Annotated in this window: 17 protein-coding genes; 11 read left to right on the top strand and 6 right to left on the bottom strand. The window is 69.7% G+C overall.

Annotated features, from left to right (window positions below; genetic code table 11):
* Positions 1-79 precede the first annotated feature (79 nt).
* The 6 genes from HEP75_RS05680 to HEP75_RS05655 all read left to right on the top strand — a co-directional run bounded on the left by HEP75_RS05680 (position 80) and on the right by HEP75_RS05655 (position 9,528).
* The gene (locus HEP75_RS05680) at positions 80-2,131 is read left to right on the top strand and encodes a TonB-dependent siderophore receptor (protein ID WP_255424081.1); all 2,052 of its coding nucleotides are present in this window, start codon (positions 80-82) and stop codon (positions 2,129-2,131) included.
* Between the two features lie 253 nt (positions 2,132-2,384).
* Positions 2,385-3,611 carry a siderophore biosynthesis protein PvsA gene (locus HEP75_RS05675; RefSeq protein ID WP_185825748.1) on the top strand — a complete coding sequence of 409 codons (1,227 nt, stop codon included), beginning with the start codon at positions 2,385-2,387 and terminating at the stop codon, positions 3,609-3,611.
* Positions 3,608-5,428: an IucA/IucC family siderophore biosynthesis protein gene (locus HEP75_RS05670; protein WP_185825747.1), complete on the top strand. Its 1,821-nt coding sequence runs from the start codon at positions 3,608-3,610 to the stop codon at positions 5,426-5,428. Before HEP75_RS05675 ends, HEP75_RS05670 begins: the two co-directional genes overlap by 4 nt.
* Positions 5,425-6,594, top strand: coding sequence for an MFS transporter (locus tag HEP75_RS05665; RefSeq protein ID WP_185825746.1), 1,170 nt, complete (start codon positions 5,425-5,427; stop codon positions 6,592-6,594). Before HEP75_RS05670 ends, HEP75_RS05665 begins: the two co-directional genes overlap by 4 nt.
* Positions 6,572-8,335: an IucA/IucC family protein gene (locus HEP75_RS05660; protein ID WP_185825745.1), complete on the top strand. Its 1,764-nt coding sequence runs from the start codon at positions 6,572-6,574 to the stop codon at positions 8,333-8,335. Before HEP75_RS05665 ends, HEP75_RS05660 begins: the two co-directional genes overlap by 23 nt.
* Positions 8,332-9,528: a type III PLP-dependent enzyme gene (locus HEP75_RS05655; protein WP_185825744.1), complete on the top strand. Its 1,197-nt coding sequence runs from the start codon at positions 8,332-8,334 to the stop codon at positions 9,526-9,528. Before HEP75_RS05660 ends, HEP75_RS05655 begins: the two co-directional genes overlap by 4 nt.
* Here the strand turns inward: HEP75_RS05655 and HEP75_RS05650 are convergent.
* The gene (locus HEP75_RS05650) at positions 9,525-10,415 is read right to left on the bottom strand and encodes an AraC family transcriptional regulator (RefSeq protein WP_255424011.1); all 891 of its coding nucleotides are present in this window, start codon (positions 10,413-10,415) and stop codon (positions 9,525-9,527) included. The genes HEP75_RS05655 and HEP75_RS05650 overlap by 4 nt on opposite strands.
* Before the next feature lie 103 nt (positions 10,416-10,518).
* Positions 10,519-11,748, bottom strand: coding sequence for an MFS transporter (locus HEP75_RS05645; RefSeq protein ID WP_185825742.1), 1,230 nt, complete (start codon positions 11,746-11,748; stop codon positions 10,519-10,521).
* Positions 11,749-11,814: 66 nt separating this feature from the next.
* Here HEP75_RS05645 and HEP75_RS05640 point away from each other — a divergent pair, with 66 nt between their 5' ends.
* Complete coding sequence (locus tag HEP75_RS05640; RefSeq protein WP_255424010.1) at positions 11,815-12,621, top strand: helix-turn-helix transcriptional regulator; 807 nt, start codon at positions 11,815-11,817, stop codon at positions 12,619-12,621.
* Positions 12,622-12,716: 95 nt separating this feature from the next.
* Here the strand turns inward: HEP75_RS05640 and HEP75_RS05635 are convergent, their stop codons facing one another.
* Entirely contained in the window at positions 12,717-13,088 is a 372-nt protein-coding gene (locus tag HEP75_RS05635; protein ID WP_185825741.1) for a helix-turn-helix domain-containing protein, read from the bottom strand.
* A 97-nt stretch (positions 13,089-13,185) separates the two neighbouring features.
* Here HEP75_RS05635 and HEP75_RS05630 point away from each other — a divergent pair, with 97 nt between their 5' ends.
* Both HEP75_RS05630 and HEP75_RS05625 read left to right on the top strand, forming a co-directional pair.
* A complete protein-coding gene (locus HEP75_RS05630; RefSeq protein ID WP_185825740.1) occupies positions 13,186-13,935 on the top strand; it encodes an SDR family oxidoreductase in 750 nt (249 codons plus the stop codon).
* Positions 13,936-14,148: 213 nt separating this feature from the next.
* Positions 14,149-14,463, top strand: a complete 315-nt coding sequence (locus HEP75_RS05625; RefSeq protein WP_185825739.1) for a PsiF family protein — start codon at positions 14,149-14,151, stop codon at positions 14,461-14,463.
* A 62-nt stretch (positions 14,464-14,525) separates the two neighbouring features.
* Here HEP75_RS05625 and HEP75_RS05620 read toward each other — a convergent pair whose 3' ends face one another.
* The gene (locus HEP75_RS05620; protein WP_185825738.1) at positions 14,526-15,644 is read right to left on the bottom strand and encodes a sterol desaturase family protein; all 1,119 of its coding nucleotides are present in this window, start codon (positions 15,642-15,644) and stop codon (positions 14,526-14,528) included.
* Positions 15,645-15,991: 347 nt separating this feature from the next.
* Positions 15,992-17,278 (bottom strand): O-acetylhomoserine aminocarboxypropyltransferase/cysteine synthase family protein, encoded by a 1,287-nt coding sequence (locus HEP75_RS05615; RefSeq protein ID WP_185825737.1) that lies wholly within the window; start codon positions 17,276-17,278, stop codon positions 15,992-15,994.
* A gap of 194 nt (positions 17,279-17,472) precedes the next feature.
* On the opposite strand from HEP75_RS05615, the gene HEP75_RS05610 reads away from it, so the two are divergent.
* On the top strand, positions 17,473-18,222 hold the full coding sequence (locus tag HEP75_RS05610) for a hypothetical protein (protein WP_185825736.1): 750 nt from the start codon (positions 17,473-17,475) through the stop codon (positions 18,220-18,222).
* A gap of 100 nt (positions 18,223-18,322) precedes the next feature.
* Here the strand turns inward: HEP75_RS05610 and clpB are convergent, their stop codons facing one another.
* Positions 18,323-20,908 (bottom strand): ATP-dependent chaperone ClpB, encoded by a 2,586-nt coding sequence (clpB, locus tag HEP75_RS05605; RefSeq protein WP_185825735.1) that lies wholly within the window; start codon positions 20,906-20,908, stop codon positions 18,323-18,325.
* Between the two features lie 286 nt (positions 20,909-21,194).
* Between clpB and HEP75_RS05600 the strand changes: the two genes are divergently transcribed.
* A complete protein-coding gene (locus tag HEP75_RS05600) occupies positions 21,195-21,899 on the top strand; it encodes a glutathione S-transferase (RefSeq protein ID WP_185815534.1) in 705 nt (234 codons plus the stop codon).
* Positions 21,900-21,918 lie beyond the last annotated feature (19 nt).

Here is a 21,918-nt window from a genome sequence, read left to right as displayed (position 1 = left end):
CTTCGCCTTGATCGTTTCGCTTTCCCCCTCGTTGCTGACCCTCGCCGTCGGCCTCGCCCTGCTCGCGCCGTCCGCGGCCATCGCCCAGCAAGCGCAGGACCCGCATGACGCGGCGGCGCGGATCCGCCAGCTGGATACCGTGCAGGTGCAGGGCAGCCTGCTCGGCCGCTCCACCGTGCAGGACGTGCAGCATTACGCCGGCAGCCGCCAGGTGATCGACAGCGTGCAGCTGCGCAACGGCGCCAACCGCTCGCTGGACGACGCGCTGCAGCGCGTGCCCGGGATCAAGGTGTTCGACGAGACCGGCACCGGCGCGCTGCCGCAGATCATGCTGCGCGGCCTGTACGAAAGCCGCAGCGGCCGCGTGCAGGTGCTCGAGGACGGCATTCCGCTGGCCCTGGCGCCCTACGGGCAGACCAGCCTGTCGCTGTTCCCGGTCGGCCTGAACCAGGTCGACCGCATCGACATCGTGCGCGGCGGCGCGGCGGTGCAGTACGGTCCCAACAACGTCGGAGGCGTGATCAACCTGATCAGTCCGGACATCCCTACGACCTGGACCACCACCCTGGGACAAAAAGTCACTGCCGGCGGCGCCGGGCACTACCTGGGCGACACCGCAATCAGCACCGGCGGCTACGCCAGCGATACCTTCGGCCTGCAACTGGACGCGAACTGGACCAAGGGCGAGTACTGGCGCGAGCACAGCGACACCGACATCAAGAACCTGCGCCTGCGCGCCGAATGGTGGCTGGCGCCGGACAAGCTGCTCAAGGCCAGCGTGCAGCGCTACGTGGCCGACATGGACATGGCCGGCGCCTTGTCGACCGCCGACTATCTGCGCGACCCGCGCCAGTCGACACGGCCGCTGGACGCATTCACCGGCCGCACCACGCGCGCCTCGCTGGTCTACCAACAGGACTTCGGCGACCTGGGGCTCTTCCAGGACCTGCGCCTGGACTGGAGCAACTTCAGCGCGCGCAGCAGCCGCAACTTCGTCGTCGGCATGCGCTCGGCGTCCAGCGAGACCTGGCGTGCGGATCTGCCGCCGCAATTGCGACAGAGCGCGCCGCGCGATTTCAAGGTCTACGGCAGCGAGCCGCGGCTGAGCTGGAAGATGGACTCCGGTGCGGTGAGCCAGCAGTGGACCGTCGGCGCGCGCGCGATCAGCGAGGACATCGACTTTCTGGTCGGCAACACCCGGCTGAGCGACGGGCTGTACACCCTGGTGCGCGACTGGCGCTTCAAGGACCGCGGCGCCGCCGCCTACGTCAGCGATGCGATCGGGCTGGCCGACGACCGCATCACCATCACCCCCGGGCTGCGCTACGAGCGGGTGGATGCGCGTTATTACAACCTCGCCAGCGGCGCCAGCACGCGCAACAAGACCAGCGACGTCCTGCCCGGCCTGACCCTCGGTTTCCAGGCCACGCCGCAGTGGTACCTGTACGCCGACGGGCAGCGCTCGCTGCGCGCGCCGCAGGTCACCCAGATCATCTTCGGCGACAATCTCGACGCCGAACTGGCCTGGAACTACGAGGCCGGCGCGCGCTACCAGCCCAACGATCGCACCCGCGTGCAGTTCGGCGGCTACCTGATCGATTTCGACCAGCAGATCCAGCTCGACAACACCACCCGCACCTACCGCAACCTCGGCAAGACCCGCCACCAGGGCGGCGAGGTGGAACTGCAATGGAGTCCGGCGCAGCTGCGTGCGCTGACCCTCAACGCCGGTTACGCCTATTTGGATGCACGCCAGGAATCGGGCGCCTACGACGGCAAGCTGGTGCCCTACACCTCGCGTAACCAGCTCACGCTCGGCGCGTCCTACCAGCCCGGTCACACCACGGTCGCAGTGTCCAGCTATTACTTCAGCCGCGCCTTCAGCGATGCCGCCAACAGCGTGCAGGAAAATGCGATCGGCTCGGTCGGCGAATTGCCGGCGTACTGGGTCTGGAACGCGCAGCTGAGCCAGGTGCTCAGCGAGCGCGACAGCGGCAAGCTCAGCGCCTCGTTGGCAGTGAACAACCTGTTCGACCGCAAGTACTGGTACCGCGGCATCGACACCAGTCCGTGGGGCCGGCAGCCGGCGCCGGGCCGCAGCGTCACCCTCGGCCTGGAATACCGCTTCTGATCGCCGCTGCCGTCGAACGACGACGGTAGCGTTCGCAACACCGCGCGCCTCCTGGCGCGCCGCCGCCCGCGGGAGACGCGGGCCTTCGAGGCGAACGCGGCCGCGTTCGCCACGCACCCAGCGCGCGCCCGATGCGTGCGCCAGGCAGTCCCTCTAGCGCCGCAGCCGCGGCCTTGTGCTCCCCGTGTCCGCAGATCGTGGCCGCGCGCGCCGTCGCGTGCGTCCATCCCCGTCTTCCGAACGAGAACCGATCATGACCCCGCATGACGCTCCCCTGCTGATCCTGAGCCACGTCTGCCATCCGGCGGTGACCGATGGCTTCGTCCCCGCCGCACAGCGCCTGGACGTGCCGGTGCTGCTGCTGACCGACCACCGCCACGACCATCTGGCGCACTTCCGCCTGCATCCGCCCACGGTGCCGTTGCAGATCCTGGAGTGCGACGTGTTCAATCCGCTCGGCGTGCTCGACCTGCTCAGCACCCTGCAAGTGCAACCACGCGCGGTGTTCAGCAACAGCGATCATCTGCAGACCAGCGCCGCGCTGGTCGCCGCCGCGCTGGACCTGCCGGGCAAGGACTGGCAAATCTGCTATGCGGCCAAAAACAAGGCCGCGATGCGCCAGCGGCTGCGCGCGCGCGGCCTGCCGGCGCCGTGGTTCTGCAGCCTGGCGCCGGGTGCTGCGATCCCGGCGCAGGCGCCGTGGCCGTTGATCGCCAAGCCGCGCGAAGGCGTGGCCAGCCTGGACGTACGCCACTGCGCCGACGCCGCCGCGCTGCAGGCCTATCTGGACGATTTCTGGCAGCGCCATCCGCAGCGCAGCGTGTTGCTGGAGAGCGTGCTGCAAGGGCCATTGTTCACCGTGGAAACGCTCGGCGACGGGCAGCGCCTGCAGGCGCTGGGCGGCTTCGACGTGCGCCTGTCGCCACCGCCGCACTTCGTCGAATGCGAAGCCAACTGGCGCGGCGATGCCGATACGCCGGCGCTGCGCCAGGCACTGGCGCAGTTGCAGGCGTTCGGCATCGGTTTCGGCGCCTGCCACAGCGAATTCATCCTCACCGCCGACGGGCCGGTGCTGGTCGAGATCAACTACCGCAGCATCGGCGACGGCCGCGAATTCCTGCTCGACCGCATGTTCGGCGGACGCTGGTTCGACAGCGTGCTCGGCCTGCACCTGGGACAGCCGCTGCCGACCCTGCGCGCGCAACGCGCACACGCGCTGGTGCGCTACTACGTCGCCGACGCCGAAGGCACCCTGGCCATGGCCAGCGACGACCAGGCCTGCGACGACATGCGCTGGGAAGCGCGCTACCGACGCCTGCGGCAACCCGGCGACAGCATCCGCCTGAGCCACTCCAACAAGGACTACCTGGGCGCGCTGGATGTGCTCGCCGACGCCGCATCCGACCTGCCGCTCGCGCTGGCCGCGGCCGAGGCGCCGCTGCAGTGGCGGATCGAGAGCAGCGCAGGAGCCCAGCCATGAATCGCGACGACGACCGCCGCTACGTCGAGCTGCGCATCATCGACGCCTGCCTGCGCGAGGACCTGCGCGGCATCGTCAGCCGTGGCGCCGCGGCCATGCCATCGCCTGCGCTGCTGGCGGCCTGGCCGGCGCCGCTGCCGAACGCGCTGTGGTGGCGTATCGCGCACCTGCCCGACGGCGAACTGTGGCTGCCGCTGCAACGCCGCGGCTACCTGCAGGAGCTCAGCGCCTGCAGCGTCGGCTGGCTGCTGCGCGACGGCGAGCGCATCGCCTTCGAATCCGGTGCCGCCACCTGGCTGGAGCGGATGAGCGCGGGGCTGGACGCGGACACGCAGCGCCTGCATCGCGCCTATGCCGACGAAGCGGACTGCGCCGTGCGCCAGCGTGCGCTGGCGCGACAGGCCTACGCGCAACAGCGCCCGCTCCTGGCCTCCGCGCTGGACGCAGCCGATGCGCACGAACGCGCCTACCGCTGCGAACAGCTGGCCAGCCATCGCGACCATCCGTTCTATCCGACCGCACGCGCCAAGGTCGGACTGGACGACGCGCAACTACCGCACCATGCGCCCGAGTTCGCACCGTGCTTCGCGCTGCGCTGGCTGGCGCTGCCGGCGGCCGCGGTGGCGCAGACCACGCCGCCGCCGGCGTTCTGGCCGCGTCCGAGCCAGCTTGGCCTGGCGCCGGCGCTGGACGCCAGCCATATCGCCTGGCCGCTGCACCCGCTGACCTTCGCGCGCCTGGGCGAAGCCGACTTCGCGCTGCCCGACGGCGCCATCGCCGCACCGCAGCCATGGCTGCAGGTGCGCGCGTCGCTGTCGGTACGCACCATCATCCCGCTGGACTATCCGGACCACCACCTCAAGCTGCCATTGCCGATGCGCAGCCTGGGCGCGCTCAACCTGCGCCTGATCAAGCCGTCCACGCTGTACGACGGGCACTGGTTCGAACGCGTGCTGCGCGCCATCGCCGCGCACGATCCGGCCCTGGACGAACGTTACCTGCACGTGGACGAATCCCACGCCGGCCAGGTCGGCGAGGCGCGCCACCTGGCCTATCTGCTGCGCCGCTATCCGCCCTTGCCGGAAGCGACGCTGGTGCCGGTCGCCGGCCTGTGCGCGCCGCTGCCGGACGGCCGCCCGCTGGCCCTGCACCTGGCCGAACGCTTCCATGGCGGCGACCTGCACGCGTGGTGGGACGCCTACCTCGCGCTGATGTGTCAGGTGCACCTGCGGCTGTGGCTGCGCTACGGCATCGCGCTGGAAGCCAACCAGCAGAACAGCGTGCTGATCTACGCCCACGGCCGCGCGCCGCGGCTGCTGCTGAAGGACAACGACGCGGCGCGGGTGAAACTGTCGCGGCTGTATGCGCAACGTCCGGAACTGGCGCAGTTGGGACCGCCGCGCGACCTGCGCATCGCGGTGGAAGACGAGGCCGCGCTGGCGCGCATGTTCTGCACCATCATCCTGCAACTGGACCTGCAGGCGGTGCTGGAGGGCCTGGCCGAAGCACAGCCCGCGTTGCGCGCGCCGCTGTACGCGCAGCTGCGCACGCGCCTGCACGGCACGCTGCGCGAGCTGCAGGCCGAAGGCATCGATATCGCGCCGGCGAAGGCGCTGCTGGCGGCGCCGCGGCTGCCGGTGAAGTACCTGCTCAGCGCCGGCAGCCTGCTCGGCAAGCAGATCACCGGCGCCTCCGACATCAACAAGTTCTACGGCGACAGCGCGCCGAATCTGTTGCGCGAGGAGATCGACGCGGTAACAGCGCCTGCTGTCGCGGTGCCAGCACAGGCGGCGTTCGCGCACGGAGCGTCGCGATGAAGCGCGTGCTCGGCCCGGTGCTGGCCGCGCACTACCTGGCCGCATTCACCGCGCTGGGCATGCCGCTGTTCCTGCCGCAGGTGCTGCACCAGCTGGCGCCGGGCGCGGCGATCGGCTGGAGCGGCGTGCTGTACGTGCTGCCGACGCTGTGCACCGCGCTCACCGCCAGCGCCTGGGGCCGGCTGGCCGACCGCTACGGACGCAAGCGCTCGTTGCTGCGCGCGCAGTTGGGCCTGGCGCTGGGCTTCGCGATGGCCGGCTTCGCGCCGGATCTTGGCTGGCTGGTGGCCGGGCTGGTGGTGCAAGGCGCCTGCGGCGGTTCGCTGGCCGCGACCAATGCCTATCTGACCACGCAGGCACGGACCGGGCCGCTGGCGCGCGCGCTGGACTGGACCCAGTTCTCGGCGCGGCTGGCGATGGTCACCGCGCCGGCGCTGCTCGGCCTGGCCAGCGCGCTGGGTCCGGCGCAATCGCTGTATCGCTATCTGGCGCTGCTGCCGCTGCTCGCCTTCGCGCTGAGCTGGCGACTGCCCGCCGATCCGCCGCGGCCACGCCATGCCGCGGCGGCAACGGCCAGCGATGCGCACGACGACGCCAGCCGCCGCCAGCGCTGGGCGCTGTGGAGCACGCAATTCCTGTTCTGCTTCGCGATGGTGGTGACGTTTCCGTATTTCCTGCCCTACGCGCAGGCGCAGGGCATCGGCAACGCGGCCGCGGCGGGCCTGCTGTACAGCCTGCCGCACCTGGTCTACCTGGTGCTGTTGCCGTGCTGGCGCGGCAGCGAACACCGTGCCTCGCCGCTGCCGGCCGGGCTGGCGCTGTTCGCGCTGGCCTGCCTGCTGCAAGCGCTGCTGCATGCGCCGGCATGGCTGATCGCCGCGCGCCTGCTGTTCGGCGTGGGCATGTGGATGGCGCTGCGCGGACTCAACCGCAGCCTGGCCGACATCGCCAGCGCGCACGCCGCCGGGCAGTTGTTCGGCCGCTTCGACGCATTCGGCAAATACGCCGGCGTGGCCGGCGGCGCGCTCGCCGGCGTCCTGGTGCAAGGCCACGGCCTGGCCGTGCCGTTCCTCGCCGCGACCGCCGCGGCCCTGCTGGCGCTGGCGCCGGCCTTATCGCTCACTTCCGTCCGGAGAACCGCGCATGTCCCCGCTCGCGACGCATGAACCGCTGCACGACCCGTGGTACGACAGCCTGGCGCAAGCGCAGGCGATCACCTGCTGGCTCAATTGCTACCTGCGCGAAGTGGCGATCGGCCGCGGCCAGGCCGACTTCGATTACCGCGGCCTGGACCGCCCCGGCATCGCCAGCGCCGGCGAGCGCTGGCTGCGCCTGCACCTGCCTTCCGGCGCGGTGTTGTGCATCCGCCTGGCCCAGGCCGACACGCTTGGCCGCTGTCGTTTCGACTCGGCGCCGTACCTGAAAGCCAACGGACAGCCATGGCACTGCCTGGACGCGACGGCGCTGGTGCGCCTGTTGCTGCAGGAACTGGCCGACGGCGAAGCGTTCAACGCCGAACTGCTCGCGCAGAGCGACAACAGCATCGCGGTGACCGCACAGCTGCTGCGCTGCGCCGACGCCGCCGCACCCAGCGGCGAGGCGATGATCGATGCCGAGCAATCGATGCTGTGGGGACACGCGCTGCATCCCACGCCGAAGAGCCGCGAAGGCGTGCCATTGGCGCAGGTGCTGGCCTGCGCGCCGGAAGCGCGCAGCCGCTTCCCGCTGTTCTGGTTCCGCATCGACCCGCGCCTGTACCGCGCGCAGGGCCAGGACGTGCGCGCCACCCTTGCGCAGGCCGGCGGTGCAGCGGATCTGTATCCGTGCCACCCGTGGGAAGCCGAGCGCGTGCTCGCGCATCCGCTGCTGCGCCAGGCGCAGGCGCGCGGCTGGATCGAACCGCTGGGCGAACGCGGCCTGGCGCTGCGCCCGACCTCGTCGGTGCGCACGCTCTACCACGCCGAGCTGGATTACTTCCTCAAGCTGTCGGTGCATGTGCGCCTGACCAACTGCGTGCGCAAGAACGCCTGGTACGAACTGGAAAGCGCGGTCGCGCTGACCCGCCTGCTGGCGCCGGCCTGGCGCGACCTGGCGCAGCGCGTGCCGGGCTTCCAGGTGTTGCTGGAACCGGCCGCCACCGACCTGGACTTCTCGGCGCTGGGCGGCGATGCGCACGCCTGCCGCGACCTCGGCGAAAGCTTCGGCATGCTCTACCGGCAGGCCATCCCCGCGCCGCAACGGCTGCGCTTCCAACCGCAGGTGGCCGGCGCGCTGTTCACCCGCGACGCGCGCGGCGATGCCGCCTGCGCCGCGCCGCTGCAGGCGCTGGCACGACGCTACGGCAGCCTGGATGCGGCCACCGCGGCCTGGTTCCAGGCCTATGCGCGGCTGCTGCTGGACGGCGTCTGGAGCGCGTGGTTCGACTACGGCATCGTGCTCGAGCCGCACCTGCAGAACACCGTGATCGGCTGCGCGGACGGCCTGCCGGCGCGGGTCTGGATCCGCGACCTGGAAGGCACCAAGCTGCTGCCGGCGCGTTGGCCGGCCGCGCGCCTGCGCGGCATGTCCGAAACCGCGCGGCAGTCGCTGTACTACAGCGCCGAACAGGGCTGGAACCGGATCGCCTACTGCGCGCTGGTCAACAACCTGGCCGAGGCGATCTTCCATCTGGCCGACGGCCACGACCGCCGCGAGCGGCAGCTGTGGCGCATCGTCGGCGACATCGCCCAGGCCTGGCAGCAGCGCCACGGCGCGCAACCGGCACTGCAGGCGCTGCTCGACGGCGCGCCGCTGCCGGCCAAGAACAACCTGCGCCTGCGCCTGTTGCAACGCGCCGACCGCCACGCCGACTACACCCTGCTGCCAAACCCGATCGTCATGCCGGCGCAACGGCAGGCCGCGGCATGAGCCTGCACATCGATCCGACACCGCTGGCGGCCGCGCTCGCGCAGCTGCGCGAGCGCGGCGACGGACCAGTGTGCGCCTACGTCTACGACCTGGCGGCGCTGCGCCGCCACGCCGCGGCGATGCGCACGCAGTTGCCCGCCGAGTGCGAGCTGTACTACGCGGCCAAGGCCAATGCCGAGCCACCGCTGTTGCGCACGCTGGCGCCATCGGTGGACGGCTTCGAGGCGGCGTCCGGCGGCGAACTGCAGTGGCTGCAAGAACACCAGCCGGGGCGGTCGCTGCTGTTCGGCGGCCCCGGCAAGCTCGACGCCGAACTGCAGTTGGCAGTGTCATTGCCCGAGTGCACGCTGCACGTGGAGAGCCTGGGCGAACTGCAGCGGCTGGCGCGCATCGCCGCGCACGCCGGGCGCCGCGTGGCGGTGTTCCTGCGCATGAACATCGCCGTGCCCGGCATGCAGGACACGCGCCTGGTGATGGGCGGGCGGCCCTCGCCGTTCGGGCTGGACGCGCTCGACCTGGAAGCGGCGATGCGGCTGCTGCACGACGCCCCGGCTCTGCAGCTGGCCGGCTTCCACTTCCACCTGATGTCGCATCAGTGCGACGCGCAGGCGCAGCTGCGCCTGGTCGCCGGCTACCTGCAGACCGTGCAGGGCTGGCGCCAGGCCTACGCGCTGGGTCCGCTGACGGTGAACGCCGGCGGCGGCTTCGGCGTGAACTACGCCGATGCGGCGGCCTCGTTCGACTGGACCGGGTTCTGCGCCGGCCTGCCGGCGCTGCTGCGCACGCACGGCGATGGCCTGCGCCTGCGCCTGGAGCCGGGCCGCTACGTCAGCGCGAGCTGCGGCTGGTACCTGATGGAAGTGCTCGACATCAAGCGCAGCCATGGCGAGTATTTCGCCATCGGCCGCGGCGGCACCCATCACTTCCGCACCCCGGCCGCGCAAGCCCACGACCATCCGTTCCTGGTGCTGCGCGGCACGCAGCCACCGGTGCTGCGCGACACGCGGGTGACCTTGGTCGGCCAGCTGTGCACGCCCAAGGACGTGCTGGCGCGCGCGCAACCGGTCGCGGCCCTGGCGCCCGGCGACTGCCTGGCGTTCCCGCTGGCCGGCGCCTACGCCTGGAACATCTCGCACCAGCAGTTCCTGATGCATCCGCCGCCGCAGATGCTGTTCGTGGACGCGGCGGGCTAGCTGGCGTCGCGCTGCACCGGCACGCAGATGTCGGCGCGCAGTTCGGCTTCGGCCACCGCTTCCGGATCGTCCAGATACAGATAGTGCAGCGGCGCATCGCGCAACGCATAGCCGCTGTCCGGCAGCCAGTCGGCCAATACCCGATCCAGCGCGTCCTCCAGCTGCGCGTAGCTGCCGACCTGGCGCAGCAGCGCGTAGTCGCTGCCGCCCAGCGTGCGCCGCGCGAACGGCGCCGGCGGCGACACCGCGGCGTCGAAACCCATCGCGCACTCGAACAGGTGCTCGCGCGCGGGCACATCGCGATGGTCGCTGAGCGGAATGCCGACCAGCGCCTGCAGCCGCTCAGCCACGCCGGCGCGCTGCGCCCAGGCGAACAGGCGGCCGAAGCCGGCATCCAGCGCGTCGAAGGCGCCACGCCGGCGCAGCACCACCACCTCGAACGGCGCCAGGGTCTGCACCGCGATCTGCAACGGTGCCGGCAACGCGACCGCGGCCTGCCGCGGCGGCTGCGCCAACGCCTGCGTTCGCGCGGCCAGCGCCGCCGGATCGGCGCGCAGCTGGCTGGGGCTGGCGTCGAGCGCAGTGCGGAAACTGCGGGCCAGCGCCTGCGGCGTCTCGTAGCCCACGGCCAGCGCGATCTCGGTGATCGAGTCGGTGCCGGCGAGCAACCGCAAGGCATGCAGCAGGCGCAGCCGGGTCACGGTGCGGCCGACGGTTTCGCCGGTCATGGCCCGATAGACGCGATGGAAGTGGAACGGCGACTGGTGCGCCACCGCCGCCAGCTCGGCCAGGCCGGGCAAGGCCGCGCGCGCCTGCACGCGCTGCTGCAGGTGTGCGAGCGCGCGTTCGATGCCGCGCTGCTGGGAAGACATCCGGGTCTGTTGCATGGCCGCTCTCCGCAAGGTCGGGCCAGTGTGCCGCGCCATGCGGTGCCGCGCGTTCCCGATCTTGCGCCGATCGTGCGGCCCGGTGCCCCGCCGCGGGCTGTGCCTAGGGCGCCTGCGCCGGCAGCGGACGCCGGCTCGGCAGCAGCGCCGCGACGATGCCCAGCAGCGGCAGATAGGACATCGCCTGGTACACGAACACGATGCCCTCGCGGTCGGCGAGCAGGCCGAGTACCGCCGCGCCCAGCCCGCCCATGCCGAAGGCGAAGCCGAAGAACAGCCCGGAGATGGTGCCGATGCGGCCGGGCATCATTTCCTGCGCGTACACCAGGATCGCCGAGAACGCCGAGGACAGCACGAAGCCGATCAGTACGGTCAACGCGGTCGCCGCGTGCAAGCCGACGTACGGCAGCGCCAGCGCGAACGGCGCCACGCCCAGGATCGACACCCAGATCACCGGCTTGCGCCCGATCCGGTCGCCGACCGGGCCGCCGATCAGCGTGCCCAGCGCCGAGGCCAGCAGGAACGCGAACAGGTGCAGCTGCGCGCTCTGCACCGACACGCCGAAGCGCTGGATCAGGTAGAACGTGTAGTAGCTGCTCAGCCCGGCGATGTAGAAATACTTGGAGAAGATCAGCAGCAGCAGGATCGCCACGATCCGCAGCACGGTCTTGCGCGGCAACGCCGGCGCCGTGGCGACCGGCCGCGGCGCGGCGCGTACCGCCTGCAGGTGCAGCGCATGCCAGCGGCCGACATAGGACAGCAGGGCGATGCCGAGCAGCGCCGCGGCGCCGAACCAGGCCACGGCGTGGCGGCCGTTGGGCACGATCACCGCCGCGGCGATCAGCGGCCCCAGCGCGGTGCCGGTATTGCCGCCGACCTGGAACACCGATTGCGCCAACCCGTGGCGCCCGCCCGAGGCCAGCCGCGCGATGCGCGAGGATTCCGGATGGAAGATCGCCGAGCCGATCCCGACCAGCGCCGCGGCCGCCAACACCATCGCAAAGCTCGGCGCATACGCCAGCAGCAACAGGCCGCACAGGGTCGAGGTCATGCCCAGCGGCAGCGAGTACGGCGCCGGGCGGCGATCGGTGCGCAAGCCGATCAGCGGCTGGAACAGCGAGGCGGTGAGCTGGTAGGTCAGCGTGATCAACCCGACCTGGGCGAAGCTGAGCTGGAACTGGCCTTTCAGCACCGGGTACAGCGCCAGAATCAGCGACTGCATCATGTCGTTGATCAGGTGCGAGGAAGTAATCGCGGCGAGGACGCCGGCCACCACCGGGCGGGGCGCGGCGGCGACAGGAACGGAGGCAGTGGCAGGACGCAAACTCGACATGGCGGACCGGACAGTGGGGGCACGGCGCGCATGGTAGGCTGGCCCGCTTCGACCTTCCTGCGCAACATGCCCACCACTCGTCGAGAAAAGGACATGGCCAGCGCCGGCGCCGCGCCGCCGCCCGCGCGGAGCATCGATGATGCGCCCGCCGACGTGGTGTGCAAGGCCACCGACTATCCCAGCGAGACCGCCATCGCCCCGCACAAGCATGCGCGCCACCAGCTGGTCTATGCGCTGCACGGGCTGATGGTGGTGCGTTCCGGCCAGGGTCACTGGGTGGTGCCGAGCACCCGCGCGCTGTGGATGCCGGCCGGCACCGTGCACAGCGTGCGCTGCGTCGGCACGCTCGCGATGCGCAGCCTGTACATCCGCCCCGGCGCGATCGCCGACATGCCCACGCAGCCCACGGTCATGGCGGTGGAACCGCTGCTGGAAGCGCTGATCCGCAGCGCCGCCAGCGTGCCCTGGGACCATGCCGCCGAATCGCGCGACGGGCGCCTGATGCGGCTGATCCTGGACGAGCTGCATGCCCTGCCGGCGCTGCCGCTGCACCTGCCGCAAGCGCACGATGCGCGCCTGCTGCGCATCGCTGCCACGCTCGATGCCGACCCCGCCGATACCACCACCCTGCACGCCTGGGCGACGCGGCTGGGCGTGGACGTCAAGACCATCCAGCGCCTGTGCCGGCGCGAGCTGCAGATGAGCTTCGGCCAGTGGCGGCAGCAGCTGCGTCTGCTGCGCGGGCTGGAACGGCTGGCCGCCGGCGACCGCATCATCGACGTGGCGGTCGAACTCGGCTACGACAGTCCCAGTGCGTTCACCGCGATGTTCAAGCGCCAGTTCGGCCAGCCGCCGAGCCAGTTCTTCCGCTAGCGGCGCCGCTGGCGAGAGCGAAGCCGCGGCGCATCGACGCCGCACGCGCTGTCGGGCCGGCCGACGCCACCGCCCTGCGCGGCTGGTCCGCAGGATCAGGCAGCGGATTGGGCTTTGGAAGGGGCGGATGCGCGGCGTTGGCTGAGACGTTCGACCGTCTGCATGTGTTCGGTGCCCCACACGCACAGACCTGCCATCGCTTCCGCCAGGGATTGCCCGAACGGCGTCAGCGAATACTCGACCTTGGGCGGGATTTCCTGGAAGTCGATGCGCGCAACCACTTCGTCGCGCTCCAGCTCCTTGAGTTGCTGGATCAGCACCTTGTCGGTCACGCCGCCGATGGCACGGCGCAATTCGCCGTAGCGGTGCACGTTCTTCGCCAGATTGTAGAGAACCAGCGGCTTCCACTTGCCACCGATCACGGAAAGGGCAGCCTCGAGACCGCAATTGAACGTGCTGTTGGCCATGATCCGATCGCTCCGAAGGTACTTACCTAATGGTGCATACTATTCAAAAGAATAGCCCAGATCTACAGTTGCGCCTCGACATTCTCTGGAGCGCATCATGGGCAGGCTCAACAGCAAGATTGCAGTGGTCACCGGCGGCAACAGCGGCATCGGTCTGGCAAGCGCGGTGCGCTTTGCGGCCGAAGGCGCACAGGTCGTCATCGTGGGACGCCGGCAGGAAGAACTGGACAAGGCACTGCGCCTGATCGGTGCCGACGCCATCGCCATTCAAGGCGACATTTCGAAGCTGGACGATCTGGACCGCGTCTTCGCCCAGGTCGAAGCCGCCAAGGGCCGCATCGACGTGCTGTTCGCCAATGCGGGGCTGGGCGACTTCCAGCCGCTCGGCTCGATCACCGAAGACTCCTTCGATCGCACCTTCGGCATCAACGTCAAAGGCACGCTGTTCACCGTGCAAAAGGCGTTGCCGCTGATGCGCGCCGGCGGTTCGGTGATCCTGACCGGCTCGACCACCGGCACCATGGGCACCCCGGCATTCAGCGTGTACAGCGCCACCAAGGCCGCGCTGCGCAATTTCGCCAGGAGCTGGGCGTTGGATCTGAAAGGCACCGGCATTCGCGTCAACGTGCTGTCGCCCGGGCCGATCTCCACGCCGGGCCTGGATCTGGCGCTGTCCGGCACCGGCCAGCAGCAGGCGATCGTCGACGGCATGATCGCGCAGCTGCCGTTGGGCCGGATTGGCCGGGCGGAGGAAGTCGCGGCGACCGCGTTGTTCCTGGCATCGGACGAGAGCAGCTTCATGACGGGTAGCGAAGTGTTCGTGGATGGCGGGTTCGCGCAGGTCTGATTGCGACTTGGCGGCAGCGGCGCTGCGGCCGATGAGCGCAGCGCCTCTGCCGCAGGCTGGAACGGCTGGCTGCCTCATCGACGTGGCGGGCGCGCTCGGCTACGACGGTTCGAGCGCCAGTTCGGGCCGCCCCCAGCCAGCCCGTGAGCCGTGTCACGGTTCGGTCAGCGCCGCAGGCGCAGGATGCGCGCACCACCCGACCGGAACACCGCCATGACCCGTTCCATTTCCCTCGCCATGTGCCTGCTGCTGAGCGTGAGCGCCATGCCGCTGCTGGCCGACGCCGCGGCCAGGCCGCAGACCGCGCAGCAATCGCTGATGGCCCAGTGTTCGGCGCAGAACAAGGGCAAGAAAGGCGACGACTACAAGACCGCGCAGAAAGCCTGCCTCAGCGGCGGCAGTGCGGCGCCGGCATCGGGCAACGCCTCGCAGCAGCGGATGAAGGACTGCAATGCCAAGGCGGCCACACAGAAACTGCAGGGCGACGCGCGCAAGACCTTCATGAGCGGCTGTCTGAAGAAATCGTGATCGGCCGGCGCACGCGCCGTGGATGCGGCCTGCGCACAGGCCGCGTCCAGCGTCTGCCAATGCTAAGCCGCAGGATCGGCGACGCGGCCCGCTGACGCGATGCGATCGATCTGCACCGTCTCATGATCGACCCTGGCATGCTCGACCGGAACGTTCTCGACCTGAACATGCTCGACCGGGATCGGCACGTAGTCCTCGCTGAAGGCGACCTCGCCCGGCCGCCATCCGGCACGCCGGCGCACCGCGCCCCAGAACCGCTTCAACCCCTCCAGTTGCAGCGCGACCAGGCCCAGCTCGTTGTCGCGGTCCACCATCGGATCGCCGACCCCGGTGGGACGCAATGGCTCGCCGTACAACGCGGTGCCGAACAGCACGTCCCAGAATGCGAACACCTGGCCGAAATTGCAGCTGTGCAGGTTCGGCCGCTGCGGATCCACGCGCATGTGGTGCAGGCGATGGAAGCGCGGATCGACCAGGAGCTTGTCCAGCACCGGCCCGAATCCGAAGCGCACGTTGGCGTGCGACAGGTTCTGCACCAGTTCGCCGAGCAGCATCAGCCAGGCGAACTCGTCGGCGGCGATGCCGAACGCCACGCCCACCGCGGCCAGCACGAACGATTGCAGCGCGCCGTCCAGGTAGTTGCTGCGATCGTTGGCCCAGCAACTGAGCTGGCGCTGGCTGTGGTGCATGCTGTGCATCGCCCACCACCACGGCAGCCAGTGCTGGATCCGGTGCATCCAGTAGTAGGTGAAGTCGTAGGCCAGGTAGTACAGCGCGAACAAGGCCAGCGGATGCCGGTCCAGCCACGGCCAGGCGTGGCGCAGGCCGGAGGCAGGCGCCGACGCGGCGCTCGCGTCGGCACCGCCCAGCGCATTGGCCAGCGGGGTCAGGATCAGCAACGAGAACAGCGGGAACACCCCGACCAGCATCAGCCAGGTGTAGTGGAAATCGATCCTGGCCAGGCGCCGATGCTCCCAGCGCTCGGCCGGCCATAGGCTTTCCAGCGGGCGGAATAGCAGGCCGATGATGCACAGCTGCAAGGCCGCGATCAGCAACGAAGCGGCGATCTCGCGCGGATCGTCGCTGAGCCCGGTCAGGTGCAACGCCGCCAGCAGCGGCGCCACCGCATGCTCGGCCACCGCGGCGACGAGGACAGACCAGGCATGCGCGATGGACAACATGACGACGGCTCCTGGCCTGCGGACACGACGACGCCGGCGCGGTTGCCGGGCATCTGGGCGTGTCGTCCATCCCCGCGCAGAGCGCGCCGACAGCGAAGCTGCGGGTTGGATCTGACAGGTGGTCCGCCGGTGGCGCGTGGCGCGACCCGACCGCCCAGTCTGGCGCTACAGCACGCACCGCCCGCCTGCGGCCTGCCAACCCCGACCCGACCTGCTCGAGGATGGATGACACGCCTTAGCGTGGCAGCCGATCCTTTCGCCTGGCTGTCAGTTCGCGGGGGCTTGCTGCCGCGATCCTCCAGGCGGCGGCGTCCACGTCGCCGCTGCCGCCACGGAGCGGGCCGGGATCAGGCCTGTGCCAGCGCCTGCCGCAGGTCGGCCAGCAGATCGTCGATGTGTTCGATGCCGACCGACAGCCGCACCGTGTCCTCGCTGACCCCGCTACGTTCCAGTTCCTCTGCCGATAGCTGCCGGTGCGTAGTCGAGGCCGGATGCGTGGCCAACGATTTCGCATCGCCGATGTTCACCAGCCGGGTGAACAGCTGCAGCGCGTCGAGGAAGCGCGCACCGGCGGCGCGGCCGCCGCGCAGGCCGAAGGTGAGCACGCCCGAGCCGTGTCCGCGCAGGTATTTCTGCGCCAGCGCATGCTCCGGATGCCCGGGCAGGCCGACATAGTTCACCCACTCCACCTTGGCCTCGCTCTGCAGATGCCGGGCCACCGCCAGCGTGTTCTGGTTGATCCGGTCCATGCGCAGCGGCAGCGTCTCGATGCCCTGCAGGATCTGGAACGCGTTGAACGGCGACAGCGCCGCGCCGGTGTTGCGCAACGGCACCACCCGCGCGCGGCCGATGTAGGCCGCCTCGCCCAGCGCCTCGGTGTAGACCACGCCGTGGTAGCTGACGTCCGGCTCGTTGAGGCGGCGGAAGCGCTGCGCATGCGCCGCCCACGGGAACTTGCCCGAGTCCACGATCGCCCCGCCCAGGCTGGTGCCGTGCCCGCCCAGGTATTTGGTCAGCGAGTGCACCACGATGTCGGCGCCGAAGTCGATCGGCCGCAGCAGGTACGGCGTGGGCACCGTGTTGTCGACGATCAGCGGCACGCCGTGCGCATGCGCGATCGCGGCGACCGCTTCCAGGTCGGTGACGTTGCCGCGCGGATTGCCGATCGACTCGACGAAGATCGCCTTGGTGCGGTCGTCGATCAGCCCGGCGAACGCGCCGGGATCGCGATAGTCGGCGAAGCGGGTTTCGATGCCCGACAGCGGCAAGGTATGCGCGAACAGGTTGTAGGTGCCGCCGTACAGCGCGCTGGAGGAAACGATGTTGTCGCCGGCCTCGGCGATGGTCTGGATCGCATAGGTCACCGCGGCCTGTCCGGAGGCCACCGCCAGCGCGCCGATGCCGCCTTCCAGCGCGGCGATGCGTTGCTCCAGCACATCGGTGGTGGGATTCATGATGCGGCTGTAGATGTTGCCCTGCACCTTCAGGTCGAACAGGTCGGCGCCGTGCTGGGTGTCGTCGAAGGCATAGGCCACGGTCTGGTAGATCGGCACCGCCACCGCGCGCGTAGTCGGATCGGGGCGGTAGCCGCCATGCACGGCGATGGTTTCCAGCTTCCAGTTCGGGTCGGACATGGGCGGGTCTCGGCAAGAGGAGCCGAGACGATAGCGCCCTGCGCGGCGCGGAATGCAAACCTGCGGTTATGAGGCCATGCCGCGGGGTTGTCAGCGCGTTCGACCCAGGTGCTTGACGACTGAGCAGTCGCGCCGATGCGGCGGTGTGCAGGCGCCTCGTATCATTGGCTGGTCCGCACGCAGGAAGCTCTCCGATGAAACACGCCGCCATCCGCTCGTTCTCGCTGCTGCTCCTGGCCCTGCCGGCGTTCGCGCGGGCTGCGCCGCCGTCCTACGTCATGGAGCAATGGAGCCAGCCAGGCAATTGCGAGATGCCGCAGCGGCGGCATGCTGCCGAGCGCGCGTCCGGCGCCGGCGTTTCCGCGCAGGTCCTGACCCAACGCTATCTCGGCGTGCTCGACGAGGTGATCGCCGGCGACGAGGCGGCCTTGAAGTTCGCCCATCTGTGCGATCGCTTCGACGTCGATTTCTTTCCTGGCGTGCTGCCGCCCGCACGCGCCGAGCCGTGGAATCCCTCGCCGCCGCAACCGGTAGGCAGCGTCTTCTTCGCATCCGTGGACGCGCCGGGCTCGACGTTTCAGCAAAGGCTCGAAGCGACATACACGCCAGAACAGGCGTCGCTCGCGCTGTCCATCAGTTCGCACGAGGACGCCCCGGTGTTTGCGGATGACGAGCCGGGATACCGCTATCGCGACATGGGCCAGGCGTGCCCGCTGCGGCTCGGCCAATTGGCGGAAAATCTCGCCGCTGCCGGATTCTCCAAACAGTACGACTCCCTGGAGCCGCCCAGCGGGCAGTTTGCGGAATCCGACTACGGCGTCAGCGCCAGCTTCCAGCACGGCAACGTTACCGTCGGGGCAACCCTGCAGGGACGGTTCGTCGAACAACGCGCCCATCCCGAGGCGGCGTGCGTGGCGGAAATCACGCTGTCCCTGGAAAAATAGGCACCACGTACCGCTACCTGCAGCAAGCCGACGCCGGCATGATGGCCGGCGTCGACTTCGGACCTGACGACGAGGAAGCGAAACAGCGCTCCGCCGCGCCTCAGCTCTTCTCGAACGTCAGGCGCCCGCCTTCGGCGCCAACGTTGATGGTGTCGCCGCTGAGGAACTGCCCGGACAGGATCTGCTGCGCCAACGGGTTCTCCAGCTGCGACTGGATCGCGCGCTTCAGCGGCCGCGCGCCGTACACCGGATCGAAGCCGACGTTGCCGAGCAGTTCCAGCGCGCGGTCGCTGAGTTCGATCTTCAGCCCGCGCTCGGCCAGGCGCTTGTCCAGGCCGCCCAGCTGGATGCGCGCGATCGACTTGATCTGCGCCTTGTCCAGCGGGTGGAACACCACGATGTCGTCCAGGCGGTTGATGAACTCCGGGCGGAAATGCGCCTGCACCACACCCATCACCGCCGCCTTCATCTGCGTGTAGGCCTCGGCCGAGCCGTCGCCGCTCAGTTCCTGGATCTGGTGCGAGCCCAGGTTCGAGGTCATCACGATGACGGTGTTGCGGAAGTCCACGGTGCGGCCCTGGCCGTCGGTGAGGCGGCCGTCGTCGAGCACCTGCAGCAGGATGTTGAACACGTCGCTGTGCGCCTTCTCCACCTCGTCGAGCAGGATCAGCGAATACGGCCGGCGCCGCACCGCCTCGGTCAGATAGCCGCCTTCCTCGTAGCCGACATAGCCCGGAGGCGCACCGATCAGCCGCGCCACCGAATGCTTCTCCATGAACTCGCTCATGTCGATGCGGATCATCGCCTCGCTGCTGTCGAACAGGAACTCGGCCAGCGCCTTGCACAACTCGGTCTTGCCGACGCCGGTCGGGCCCAGGAACAGGAACGAGCCGCTGGGCCGGTTCGGATCGGACAGGCCGGCGCGCGAGCGCCGCACCGCGTCGGACACCACCTTGATCGCCTCTTCCTGGCCGACCACGCGCCGGTGCAATTCGTCTTCCATGCGCAGCAGCTTGTCGCGCTCGCCCTCGAGCATGCGGTTGACCGGAATGCCGGTCCAGCGCGACACCACCTCGGCGATCTCCTCGGCGGTGACGCGGTCCTGCACCAGCTTGAAATCGTGATGCTCGGCATCGCCGGCCGCGGCCAGCTGCTTCTCCAGGTTCGGCAGCAGGCCGTACTGGATCTCGCTCATCTTGGCGTAGTCCTGCCGGCGCTGCGCCGCCTCCAACTCGACCCGCGCCTGCTCGATCTGCTCCTTGATCCTGGTCGCGCCCTGCAAGGTGGCCTTCTCCGAGCGCCACACTTCGTCGAGGTCGGAGAACTCGCGCTCGAGCTTGTCGATGTCGCTTTCCAGGTCGGCCAGGCGCTGCCGCGAGGCCTCGTCCTTTTCCTTCTTCAGCATCTCGCGCTGGATCTTGAGCTGGATCAGGCGCCGTTCCAGGCGGTCCAGTTCTTCCGGCTTGGAGTCGATCTCCATGCGGATGCGGCTGGCGGCCTCGTCCATCAGGTCGATGGCCTTGTCCGGCAGCTGGCGGTCGGCAATGTAGCGGTTGGACAGCGTGGCCGCGGCGACGATCGCCGGGTCGGTGATCTCCACGCCGTGGTGCACCGCGTAGCGCTCCTTCAGTCCGCGCAGGATCGCGATGGTGTCCTCCACCGTCGGCTCGCCGACGAACACCTTCTGAAAGCGCCGCTCCAGCGCCGCGTCCTTTTCGATGTACTTGCGATACTCGTCCAGCGTAGTGGCGCCGATGCAGTGCAGCTCGCCGCGCGCCAGCGCCGGCTTGAGCATGTTGCCCGCGTCCATCGCGCCGTCGGCCTTGCCGGCGCCGACCATGGTGTGCAGTTCGTCGATGAACAGGATGACCTGGCCCTCGGTCTTGGACAGGTCGTTGAGCACGCCCTTCAGCCGCTCCTCGAACTCGCCGCGGAACTTGGCGCCGGCGATCAGCGCGCCCATGTCCAGCGACAGCACGCGGCGGCCGCGCAGGCCCTCCGGCACCTCGCCGTTGACGATGCGCTGGGCCAGGCCCTCGACGATGGCGGTCTTGCCGACGCCGGGCTCGCCGATCAGCACCGGGTTGTTCTTGGTGCGCCGCTGCAGCACCTGGATGGTGCGGCGGATTTCCTCGTCGCGGCCGATCACCGGATCGAGCTTGCCGCTCTCGGCGCGTGCGGTGAGGTCGATGGTGTATTTCTCCAGCGCCTGGCGCTGGTCCTCGGCGCTTTCCGACTGCACCGTCTCGCCGCCGCGCAGCTTGTCGATGGCCGCTTCGAGCTTCTTCTTGTCGGCGCCGGCGGCACGCAGCGCCAGGCCCAGCGCGCCGGCATCGTCGGCCGCGGCCAGCACGAACCACTCGCTGGCGATGAACTGGTCGTTGTGCTGCTGCGCCAGCTTGTCGGTCTGGTTGAGCAGCCGGCTCAGGTCGTTGCCGATCGACAGGTTGCCGGGCTGGCCGCTGACCTTGGGCAGCTTGTCCAGCGCCTCGCCCAGCCGCTCGCGCAGCACCGGCACGTTGACGCCGGCCTGCGACAGCAGCGGCCGGGTGCTGCCGCCGGACTGGTCGAGCAGCGCGGTGAAGACGTGCACCGGCTCGACGATGGTGTGGTCGCGGCCCACGGCCAGCGACTGGGCGTCGGCCAGCGCCTGCTGGAAACGCGACGTGAGCTTGTCCATCCGCATCGGAAGTTCCTCTGGAAGGGGGGGGCCGGCCGCGCCGGCATGCTAGTCAAATGCGGTTGGCGCGGCATGTTTCAAGGCTGCGGGGATGTCTGTATACACCTGCGCCGCCCGACGAAGGGTTCCACGCCAGGCGCTGCGACGGCCGCGATGCGCGCGCCCTGCCGGGCCGCTGTCCGCACAGCGCCTTGCAGCGCACGGTTCCCTGCGCCAGTCGCCGCACGGTCACACGCCGCTACCGCTACAGCCCCTACCCTCGGCGTTCGAACCTTCCCGCACAGGAGCCGCAATGCACTACGACCTCTACTACTGGACCGGCATCCAGGGCCGCGGCGAGTTCGTGCGACTGGCGCTGGAGGATGCCGGCGCGGCCTACCGCGACGTCGCCCGCGAGGAAGGCGACGCAGTCCTGCAGCCCTTTCTCGACGGCGAGCAGCCGGGCGCGCGGCCGTTCGCGCCGCCGTTTCTGAAGGCCGGGCGGCTGGTGATCGCGCAGGTCGCCAACATCCTGCACTACCTGGGTCCCTCGCTGGGGCTGGTGCCGGACAGCGAGTCGCGACGCATGCAGGCGCTGCAATTGCAGCTGACCATCGCCGACCTGGTGACCGAGATCCACGACAGCCACCATCCCATCGGCAGCGCGCTGTACTACGAAGACCAGAAGCCGGAGGCGCGGCGCCGCGCAGAGGACCTGCGCAGGCAGCGACTGCCCAAGTTCCTCGGCTATTTCGAACAGGTCATGAGCCAGGGCGGCGGGCGCCATGCATTGCGCGAGCATTCCTACGTGGACCTGTCGCTGTTCCAGCTGATGAGCGGACTGGACTACGCGTTCCCCAGCGCGATGAAGAAGCTCTCGCCGAAGCTGCCGCAACTGCGCGCGCTGCAGCAGCGCGTGTCCGAGCGTCCGGCCATCGCCGCGTATCTGGCGTCGGAGCGGCGCCTGCCGTTCAACGACAACGGGATTTTCCGGCGTTATCCGGAGTTGGATGGCTGATGATTTGCTGCTGCAGGCG

The organism is Xanthomonas sp. SI (assembly GCF_014236855.1).
Lineage (GTDB): Bacteria > Pseudomonadota > Gammaproteobacteria > Xanthomonadales > Xanthomonadaceae > Xanthomonas_A.
This window is presented reverse-complemented; position numbering and strand designations above follow the sequence as displayed.